Raw genomic sequence first — 8,073 nt, forward strand, 5'->3', positions numbered from 1 at the left:
CGTCGAAGTGATCGCGCTCGAGGACCTGCACCGGGCCGAGGCCGTCACCTTCGACGGCCTGATCGTCAGCGACCTGAGCGGCCGCGCGCTGGCCAAGGTGCGCGGCGGCCTGGGCCGGCTGCTCGCCCACGCGCGCCCGCTGCTGCGCGACGGCGCCTTCGTGCTGGTGGCCACGCCGAACCGCTTCGGGCTGAGCCGCGCCCGGTTCGCGCGCCGGCTGCATGCATCGAGCGCCTCGCCGTGGTTCACGCTGGCGTCGCAGCTGCGCCGGCTCGGCGTGCGTTCGCCGCGCGTGCATCCGCTGCTGCTCAACGAATACGCCGGCATGAGCGAGGCCATCGCGCCCACCGGCTACCTGCCGACCAAGAACCAGGGCCTCACGCGCGAGCGCATCAAGCAGTGGCTGTGGGGCCCGCGCGCAGCGCGCTGGTTCGCGCCGGCGCTGGCGGCGGTCGGCTGGATCGGCGATGCGCAGCCCGGCCTGATCGACGCGGTCGCGCTGACGCTGCAGGCCGGCGGCAGCCAGTTCCACTGGGTGCAGTACCTGGTGCTGCTGAGCGGCAAGGTGATCGCGACCTTCCAGCCGGATTCCGATCGCGAGACCTCGCGCGTCGTCGTCGTCACGCGCGACCCGCTCGCGGTGTCGCGCCGCATGCAGGAGGCCGAGAGCCTGCGCCGCCTGCATGCGATGCTGCCGGCCCACCTGGGCGTTCTGCTGCCACGCGTGCTCGACCGCTTCAAGCTCGACGGCAACGACTGCTTCGTGCTGCAGCACATGCGCGGCGTGACCGCCGATGCGCCGGTGCCGGGGCTGGACCGCGTGACGCGCACCGCGCAGCGCTTCCTGCTGGCGCTGCACGAGGTGACCTGCGTGAAGCGCGTGATGGACGACGAGGCCTGGGAGACCAGCCTGCAGCCGATCTTCGAATCGGCGGCGCTGCGCAACCCGCACGCCGCGCCGGCGCTGCAGCGGCTCGGGCAGCACATGCGCGAGCACGTGCTCGGCCACGTGTGGCTGGACGTCTGCAGCCACGGCGACTTCAAGATCGAGAACGTGATGTATGACCCGCAGACCTGCGAGATCACCGGCGTGATCGACTGGGAGCATGCGATGCTGTGCGGCCTGCCCTACATCGACATGGCCTACCTGTTGACGTACAACCGCATGCTGGCCGGCGAAAGCTGGCTGCAGGCGGCGCACGCGCTGCTGACCGGCCGCGTGAGCCCGAACGAGCTGGCCGTCGAGGCCGAGTACTGGCGGGCGACGCGGCTGCCGGAGCGACTGGTGCCGGTGCTGCGGGCGCTGGTCGTCGTGCACCACATCGGCTGCCGCTGGCACGGCGCCTGGTCGGCACAGGCCAGTGCCGAGCTGAACGCGTTGATCGAGAGCTGCATCGAGCTGCTGGTGCGCTCGCCGGCGCCGCCGGCGCTGGCCAGCGTGCTGCCGCCCGCGCCGGCGCAGCGTGCGGCGGTGCGGCCGCTGGGTTGAAGAATTCGAGAATGGCTTCGTGATGAAACTGATCGTCCTGCTGAGCATCGCTGCGGTGCTCTATCACTACGCGGTGTACCCGGCGCTGGTGCTGCTGATCGCGCGCTGGCGCGGGCGTGGCGCTGCGGCCGAGTATCCGGCCGAGGGCGGTACACAATGGCCGCGCGTCACGCTGCTGATCGCCGCGTACAACGAGGAGCGCGTGATCGAGGGCAAGATCCTCAACTCGCTGGAGCTCGACTACCCGCACCCGATCGAGCTGATCGTCGTGTCGGACGGTTCGAGCGACAGCACGCCGCAGATCGTCTCGCGCTACGCCGATCGCGGCGCGGTCTCGATGCACCAGGCGCCGCGGCGCGGCAAGACGGCGGCGCTGAACCGCGGCGTCGCGGCCGCCACCGGCGAGATCGTGGTGTTCTCCGACGCCAACAATGATTTCAACCGTGATGCGCTGAAGGCGCTGGTGCGGCACTTCGCCGACCCGGCGGTGGGCGGCGTGTGCGGCGTCAAGCAGATCCGCGAGGCCGGCGACCGCGAGAGCAGCGTCGGCGACGGCCTGTACTGGCGCTATGAATCGGCGATCAAGCTGGCCGAGGGGCGGATCGGCTCGATCACCAATGCCGACGGCGAGATCTTCGCGATGCGCCGCGGGCTGTGGCGGCCGATCGCCGAGCACATCATCAACGACGACGCGCAGATCACCTTCGACATCGTCGACCAGCGCAAGCGCATCCTGTACGAGCCGGCGGCGCGCTCGACCGAGTACGCATCGATCCGCATCGAGGACGACTTCTTCGTGAAGGTGCGCATGGTGGCGGGCGGCTTCCAGACCATCGCGCAGCAATGGCGCCGGCTGCTGCCGCCGCTGTCGTGGTTCGCGCTCGCGTACCTGTCGCACAAGGTGCTGCGCTACCTGGTGCCGCTGTTCCTGGTGGCGATCGCCATCGGCTCGCTGTGGCTGGCGGCGAATGKCGTCGTCGCGTACCAGGTGCTGGTGGCCTTGCAGCTGCTGTTCTACGGCACCGCGTGGGCCGGCTGGCTGCGGCTGCGCCGCGGGCCGCTGCCGACGGCGCTGTACGTGCCGTTCTACTTCTGCACGATGAACCTGGCGGCGCTGCTGGGCTTCGTGCGTTTCGTGACCGGCAAGCAGGGCACGAGCTGGCGAAAGGCACAGCGATGATCGTCGCCATCATCCTTCTCATCCTCGTTGCCGCCGGTGCCGGCGTGTTCTGGCGCCTGTTGCGTTCGCGCCACATGGATCTGTGGATCGCCAGCTACCTGAAGCAGTGGCCGCGCCGGCTGCGTGGGCGCAGTGCGCCGCACACGCATGTGCACTTCTGCTTCGCCGACCACTACGAGCCGTTCTGGCACAAGCCGGATCTGGCCACCGCACGCGCACGCGTCGACCGCTGGATGGACCGCTACCCGAAGATCGCGTCGGAGCACACCGACAGCAACGGCCGGCATCCGCAGCATTCGTTCTTCTACCCCGAGGAGGAGTACGACGAGGTGATCCTCGACCAGCTGGCCGACCTGTGCAAACGCGGTTTCGGCGACGTGGAGGTGCACCTGCACCACGACAACGACACGGCCGAGAACCTGCGCAGGACGCTGACGGGTTTCACCAGGCTGCTGAACGAGCGGCATGGCCTGCTGCGCAAGGATCCGGTGACGGGCCAGGTGCTGTATGCCTTCATCCATGGCAACTGGGCGCTGGACAACTCGCGCCCGGACGGCCGCTGGTGCGGCGTGAACAACGAGCTCGACGTGCTGCACGAGACCGGATGCCGCATGGACATGACGCTGCCGTCGGCGCCGAGCGACACGCAGACGAGCAAGATCAATTCGATCTATTTCGCGCATGGCGAAGCGGGCTGCTGCAAATCGCACGACCACGGCCGCGACGCGCGCGTGGGCGAGTGGCTGCAGGACAAGGAGCTGCTGATGGTGCAGGGCCCGCTGGCGCTGAACTGGAGCGACCGCAAGGCCGGCATCATGCCGCGCATCGAATCGAGCGAGATCTCGGCCGATGCCTTGCCGACGGCGGCGCGCGTCGCGCTGTGGGAGCAGGCGGCCATCGGCATCGAGGGCGTGGAGAACCACCTGTTCATCAAGGTTCATACGCACGGTGCCGAGGAACGCACCGCAGGCGCGCTGCTCGACGGCGGCATGCAGCGCATGTGGACCGAACTGGCGAAGCGCTTCCGCGACCGACCCGGGTTCTCGCTGCACTACGTGACAGCCTGGGAGATGTATCAACAGATCGAACGCCTGTGCAAGAACGAGCCGGTGAAGTCGTCTTCTCTGCGGGAAGAGGTGGCAGCATGAGCCGATCAACCGTTCGCCCAGAGCAGGGACCGAGCTTGTCGAGGGCCCGTGTCGAAGGGTTGTCGCCGCAGCGCGGCACAGGAGCCGGTGCAGCGTCAACCGGCCTTCGACAGGCTCAGTCCGACCCTTCGACAAGCTCAGGGCGAACGGATGCTGGCGGCCAGCGGACCATGAAGGTCTTGCACGTTATCGAGACCCTGGACTTCGGCGGCGCCGAGAAGGTCGTCGTCGACCTCGTCGCCGCCACCAAGGGCCGCTGCCAGCCCGCCGTCTGCTGCGTCAAGCACAGCGGCGAACTGGCCCAGCGCCTGGGCGACGGCGTGCAGGTGTTCTCGCTCGGCAAGGGCGAGGGCAACGACCTGACCGTGCCGTGGCGCCTTGCACGGCTGGTGCGCGAACAGGGCTTCGACGTGATGCATTCGCACTTGTGGGGCGTGTACCTCGAATCGGCGCTCGCCGCCCGGCTTGCCGGCGTGCCGCTGGTCCACACGGTGCACGGCAACTACCAGGACTACGGCCGCCGCCTCATCCCGCGCCTGAAGCTCGCGCTGCGCCACCGACTGGAGCGTTTCGCGGCGCGCTGGCACCAGCGCATCGTCACCGTCTCGCATTCGATCCAGAGCTACGTCGTCGAGAACATCGGCATCGACGCGCGCCGCGTCGAGACGGTGCACAACGGCATCGACGAACGCGTGTCGCTGCAGGGCGAACGCCGCGGCACCACCTTCATCACCGTCGGGCGCATGGCGGCGGTGAAGAACCACGCGATGATGGTTCGCGCGTTCGCGCGTGTCGCAGCTTCGCGGCCCGATGCGCGGCTGCAGTTGGTTGGCGACGGGCCCGACCGCCCGGCCCTCGAGGCGCTGGCCGCCTCGCTCGGCGTGGCGTCTCGCGTCGAGTTCCTCGGCTTCCGCAACGACGTGGCCGAGCTGCTCGCGGCCGCCGATGTGTTCCTGATGTCGTCGCACTACGAAGGCGTGTCGATCGCGATCCTCGAGGCGATGCGCGCCGGGCTGCCGGTCATCGGCACGCAGGTCGGCGGCATTCCCGAGACCGTGCTGCAAGGCGAGAGCGGCCTGCTGGTGCCCGACGGCGACGAGGCCGCGTTCGCCGAGGCGATGCTGACGCTGCTGCAGGATGCGAGCCGCCGCGCCACGCTCGGCCGCGCCGCCACCCAGCGCCAGCGCGAGGCCTTCTCGCTGGAGAGCGCCGCCCAGCGCTACCTGCAGATCTATGCCGGAGGCCTGCAGTGATCAAGGCGCTGCTGCGCAAGCTGCTGAGCCCGGTGCTGCGCTACCGCGGCGATGCGCCGGGCCTGTACCTGAGCTTCGACGACGGCCCGCACCCGGTGGTCACGCCGCAGGTGCTCGATGCGCTGGAGCGCGGCGGCGTGAAGGCCACCTTCTTCATGATCGGGCAGGAGATGGAACGCCACCCGGCGCTGGTGGCCGAGGTGCGCGAGCGCGGCCATGCGATCGCGCTGCACGGCTTCACCCACCGGCACTGCAGCGACATGAGCTGGCGCGAGCAGCTCGACGACCTGCGCCGCATGCGTGAGGTGGCTGCGCGCTTCGGCGTGCGGCTGCGCAGCTACCGGCCGGCGTACGGCGAGCTGTCGGTGCTGCGCATCGTCTGGTGCCTGCTGAACCGCGTGAAGATCGTGATGTGGTCGTTCGAGACCCGCGACTCGTTCGTGCAGCAGGCGTCCGAACTCGAAGCGCGCGTCACGCCGCAAGCCCTGACGGACGGCGACATCCTGCTGTTCCATGACGACACCCCGGTGACCGCGCAGGCCCTGCCGCGCTTGCTGGACAACGCCCGCGCAGCCGGCCTGCGCTTCGGCGTCCTGGAGACCGTGTGAAGACCCTCATCCACATCATCAGTGCCGACGACGTGTTCGGCCCCGAGAAGACCGTGATCAACGAATGCCTCGCACTGCGCGGCAGCGATTGGCACGCCCGCATCATCAACCTCTGGAACACCGACGACACGCCGATCTCGCGCAAGGTGCGCGAGGCCGGCATCGACTACGAGTGCATTCCTTCGGCCGGCAAGCTCGACCTGGGCGCCATCCGCACGCTCGCCGCGCAGCTCGCCGCGCAGCCCGGCACCGTGGCGCACAGCCACGGCTACAAGGCCGACCTGTACACGCTGCTGGCCGCACGCCGCGCCAAGGTGACGGCCCTCACGACCGCCCACGGCTGGACCTCGGAGAACGCGAAAGTGCGGCTGTACGAGCGGCTGCAGGCCTTCCTGTGGCGCTTCTTCGATCGCGTGGTCTGCGTGTCGCAGAGCTACCGGCAGCTCGCCGTCGCGGCCGGCGTGCCGGATCGCAAGATCACCGTCGTGCACAACGCGATCCGGAGTTCGTACCAGGCGCAGGGCGCACAAGCACGCAGTGATGCGCGCGCGGCGCTCGGGCTGGACGACGACGCGCAGGTCGTCGCGATCATCGGGCGGCTGGGCATCGAGAAGGGACACCGGCTGTTCGTCGATGCGGCCGCGCAGCTCGCGCCGCGTTTTCCGAAGGCGCGCTTCCTGATCGCCGGCGAAGGCGTGCAGCGCGCGGACATCGAGGCCCAGGTGGCGCAGCTGAAGCTGGGCGACACGGTGCGGTTGCTCGGCCACCGCAACGACCTGCCGGCGATCTACCCGGCACTCGACCTGCTGGCGATGGCCTCGCTGCGCGAAGGCCTGCCGAACGTGCTGCTGGAGGCGATGCTGCACGGCGTGCCCGGCGTCGCGATGGCGGTGGGCGGCATCCCCGAGGTGATCAGCGACGGCGTCGACGGGCTATTGGTGCCGCCGGGTGACCTGGCGCGTTTCACCGAGTCGCTGGCAGCGCTGCTCGGCGACCCGGTGCGGCGCGCGGCGATGGGCACGGCGGCGGTCACGAAGGTGCGCGACGGCTTCCTGTTCGATGCGCGGATGAAGCGCATGGTGGCGATCTACGAGGACGGGCTCGCGCGGCCCGGCACGCCGGCGCCGGCCGCAGGGAGCGCCGCATGATGCACGCGCTGTGGGTTGTCGCGGCGCTGGCCGCGAGCGCGCTGGTGCTGGTGGTGGCGGCAATCTTCCTGTACCAGGCAGTGCGCGGGCTGTGGGGCGTGCGCGCGCCGGCGCCGCTCGCGCCGCGGCGCGACAAGCGCTTCGGCGTGCTGGTGCCGGCGCACAACGAGGAAGGCGTGCTCGGGCCGCTGTTCGCCTCGCTGGCGCGGGTGGACTACCCGCGCGAGCAGTTGGCGATCCTGTTCATGGCCGACCACTGCAGCGATGCGACGGTGGCCGAGATCCGTGCCGCCGGCTTCGACTGCCTGGACCGCCAGAGCGGTGCGCGCGGCAAGACCGCGAGCCTGGCCGAGGGCATCACGACGCTCGAGGCGAAGCATGGTGATGCGCTCGATGCGGTGGCCTTCTTCGATGCGGACAATGTCGTCGACACGCAGTTCTTCCAGCAGGCGGCGGCCGGGCTGCACGAAGGCCATCCGGTGCTGCAGGGCCGGGTCGGCGTGCACAACTGGCAGGCGACGCTGTTCTCGCGGCTGAACTACATGAACGCGGTGGTGGAGAACCGGCTGGAGGAACTGGCGCGCAGCCAGACCGGCTGGAGCTGCAACCTGCGCGGCCACGGCATGGTGTTCCGGCGCGACGTGCTGCAGCGCATGCCCTGGCATTCGGACACGATGGTCGAGGACCAGGAGATGCTGGTGAAGCTGGTGTGCAGCGGCCAGCGGGTGCACTGGCTGGAGCATGCACGCGCGTCGAGCGTGATCCCGGAGACGGCGAAGGAAGCGGCTGCGCAGCGCAGGCGCTGGGCGGGTGGTCGATCGGCCATCGTCGGGCGCAGCGTGCGAGCGCTGTGGGCACGCTTCCGTGCGAGCGGCGATGGTGCGGCGCTGAACCTGCTGATCGACTTCCTGCTGCCTTCGCATGCGGTGCAGCTGAGCCTGCTGTTCGTCGCGATCGTCGTGGCGGCTGCTGTCTGCGGGCTGGCGTCGTGGCAGTTCGTGCTGGCCTTCGCGCTGCTGCCGGCCTACCTGCTGTACTTCATCGCCGGCAACCTGCTGAGCGGCGTGCCGGTGAAGACCTTTCTCGACATCCTGTGGGCGCCGGCGTTCATTGCCTGGCGGACCTGGATCTATCTGTCGAGCTTGAGTGGCGTAAAGCGCTGGCGTTGATTTTTCGCTTGCCGGTGTTAGCGCGTCGCGGCGGGTGAGGGAATGGGCTGGGGGCTCATGCTGGTGCGGTCGGCGCCC

Annotated in this window: 7 protein-coding genes; all 7 read left to right on the forward strand. The window is 69.5% G+C overall.

Annotation, left to right across the window (positions count from 1 at the left end; translation table 11 throughout):
• Positions 1-1,489, forward strand: a 1,489-nt coding sequence (locus tag AC1D1T_RS27520; RefSeq protein WP_477992868.1) for a phosphotransferase family protein, incomplete at its 5' end; no start/stop codon positions are given.
• 22 nt (positions 1,490-1,511) lie between these two features.
• A complete protein-coding gene (locus AC1D1T_RS27525) occupies positions 1,512-2,669 on the forward strand; it encodes a glycosyltransferase family 2 protein (RefSeq protein WP_477992869.1) in 1,158 nt (385 codons plus the stop codon).
• On the forward strand, positions 2,666-3,817 hold the full coding sequence (locus tag AC1D1T_RS27530; RefSeq protein ID WP_477825146.1) for a hypothetical protein: 1,152 nt from the start codon (positions 2,666-2,668) through the stop codon (positions 3,815-3,817). The genes AC1D1T_RS27525 and AC1D1T_RS27530 overlap by 4 nt, the downstream gene beginning before the upstream one ends.
• Before the next feature lie 170 nt (positions 3,818-3,987).
• A complete protein-coding gene (locus AC1D1T_RS27535; RefSeq protein WP_477825147.1) occupies positions 3,988-5,070 on the forward strand; it encodes a glycosyltransferase in 1,083 nt (360 codons plus the stop codon).
• Positions 5,067-5,678 carry a polysaccharide deacetylase family protein gene (locus AC1D1T_RS27540; RefSeq protein ID WP_477825148.1) on the forward strand — a complete coding sequence of 204 codons (612 nt, stop codon included), beginning with the start codon at positions 5,067-5,069 and terminating at the stop codon, positions 5,676-5,678. The genes AC1D1T_RS27535 and AC1D1T_RS27540 overlap by 4 nt, the downstream gene beginning before the upstream one ends.
• The gene (locus tag AC1D1T_RS27545) at positions 5,675-6,826 is read left to right on the forward strand and encodes a glycosyltransferase (protein ID WP_477825149.1); all 1,152 of its coding nucleotides are present in this window, start codon (positions 5,675-5,677) and stop codon (positions 6,824-6,826) included. The genes AC1D1T_RS27540 and AC1D1T_RS27545 overlap by 4 nt, the downstream gene beginning before the upstream one ends.
• Positions 6,823-7,995 (forward strand): glycosyltransferase family 2 protein, encoded by a 1,173-nt coding sequence (locus AC1D1T_RS27550; RefSeq protein ID WP_477825150.1) that lies wholly within the window; start codon positions 6,823-6,825, stop codon positions 7,993-7,995. Before AC1D1T_RS27545 ends, AC1D1T_RS27550 begins: the two co-directional genes overlap by 4 nt.
• Positions 7,996-8,073: the final 78 nt, after the last annotated feature.

The sequence above is a fragment of the Rhizobacter sp. P2_H3 genome, assembly GCF_056403355.1.

Excerpts from the sequence above, each read along its gene's own strand:
- AC1D1T_RS27530 (WP_477825146.1), top strand. The coding sequence starts at position 2,666 with ATGATCGTCGCCATCATCCTTCTCATCCTCGTTGCCGCCGGTGCCGGC.
- AC1D1T_RS27535 (WP_477825147.1), top strand. The coding sequence starts at position 3,988 with ATGAAGGTCTTGCACGTTATCGAGACCCTGGACTTCGGCGGCGCCGAG.
- AC1D1T_RS27550 (WP_477825150.1), top strand. The coding sequence starts at position 6,823 with ATGATGCACGCGCTGTGGGTTGTCGCGGCGCTGGCCGCGAGCGCGCTG.